Below are 1727 nucleotides of genomic sequence, written 5' to 3' on the forward strand. Positions count from 1 at the left end.
ACGCGGCTTGACAAAAGACTGCTCATAGAAGAGTGTGTTCGGATTACGCTAGTCCTGCGTCTTCAGAAAGGCGACGCCCTTTCAGCGGTCGGTGGATGACCATGGAGCTGCGCCTTCGGGCTGCGATGAGCGCTGCAGTACCATCAGGCATCGGCCCCTGATGAAGACTGATATCCGGCTGTCACCGAATATCGCCGGGCCCTTCAACTCGCAACCCATGGGAGTCCAGACATGGTCGCAGTCAAATACGACGATCTTTCCATGGCATTCGACTTCGTTAGCTACGCGGCTCCAATGGAGCACAACGCGTATGTCTCACTCGATACGGGCAAAGTCTATTGGACTTCTGATTACAACGACACCTTCGACGAGGAGGTTCCTGACGACCTTGAAACTTCGGGCCGCTACCTTGCGATACCGCATAAGAACGAGCTCGGTCTTGGACGAAGTCTCGCCCTCCAATTTGTTGCACAGGAGTTGCCTGAGTGTTGCGACCAGGTGGAAGAATTCTTCCGACGACAAGGCGCTTACGCACGCTTCAAGGACTTGCTGGAGCGCAAAGGCATGCTCGAGCGCTGGTTTTCGTTTGAAGCCGACTCGGCCGAAAGAGCGCTGCGGCAATGGTGTGCCGAAAACGGGCTGGAGATTCTGGAGTCATAGCGCCGGATAGACATGCCGCAATGTCTGGCGGTAAAGGGTGGTCCTCTGGGAATTCAGGCACCGCCGTAACAAACAAATTGCCTGGCCGAGGGGCCATATACTGACGTTGGCCCACGGCTTTATGCGGAACGTTCGAGTGGCGGCTCCCCCGAACGTGGCCGATTTTCTTGCGCTTGAACCACGATCCGCTGTGGGTCGGCTAGCGATGACGAGTATAGCCGTCCGCGGGGCCCATTGTCACAATACTTTCATGATCATGAAAGTATTAATTGTGCGCGGCTCATTCGCCGCTGTCGCCTACCAGGCGTGCGGCCTAGCTCCTGGTCGACTAATCGGAAGTTCTCCGAAGTCAGGACTCCCTGCAACGAGCGCGTGGCCGCTCGTCAGCCTTCGCAGCCGAGCTGTGCCGGTTCTGCAGACGTTCGTGCATCGTCTCGCAGCGTATCAACATCATTGTCGCAGGCTCCTCGTCTGCGCCGGCGTCGGCAGCCTCCGCAGCGCTGCGCAAATATACTTGCCGGGAGACGATGGCGACGATCATGATCAGGGCGCCTACGCCGAGGGCGCGGGCCACAAACAAGAGGTATCGTGCCATCGACATCGCAACGGGTAGCAACAGGTGATTGGATGGTGAAGCCTACACGAAGGACGGTCTTCGCTGTTGCAGGGTGACACCATCCCCCGTTTCGCCTTCACTGGGCGATGGTGTCTTGTGTAACACCTCACTGGGCCTGATGAGCATGCCAAAGACGATCGAGCCCCTACCGAAGGGCCGCTACTGGGCCACACCCCACGCGTCCTTTCCGCTGGACGGACGAATGGCCATGACGAAGTGTTTCCTGGCGCCCACTGCGTCAGCGACGGCAAATGGGTCATCTTCTACAAGGATGGCGAAGAAGTCTGGGCCTGCAATGCCATCTATGCCGCCGCGCATTTCGACTTTGCTGCCGTTTCGAGCGCCTGCGCTTCGACGGCCGACTGAGGTGCCGGTGGCGCCGACCGACGTCTCACCCTCCCCATTCGGGATCAAGCCAAGGTAAAGCCAGAAATGACACATAAGCCTAGAA

At 58.1% G+C, this 1727-nt stretch carries 2 protein-coding genes; one reads left to right on the forward strand and one right to left on the reverse strand.

Annotated elements, in window-relative coordinates:
• Positions 1 to 231 precede the first annotated feature (231 nt).
• Positions 232 to 660: a hypothetical protein gene (locus CF70_RS18325; protein WP_035867606.1), complete on the forward strand. Its 429-nt coding sequence runs from the start codon at positions 232 to 234 to the stop codon at positions 658 to 660.
• 775 nt (positions 661 to 1435) lie between these two features.
• Here the strand turns inward: CF70_RS18325 and CF70_RS37995 are convergent.
• On the reverse strand, positions 1436 to 1727 hold a 292-nt coding region (locus CF70_RS37995), incomplete at its 5' end, for a hypothetical protein (RefSeq protein WP_235185111.1).

Origin of the sequence: Cupriavidus sp. SK-3 (assembly GCF_000611145.1) — a bacterium.
Classification (GTDB): domain Bacteria; phylum Pseudomonadota; class Gammaproteobacteria; order Burkholderiales; family Burkholderiaceae; genus Cupriavidus.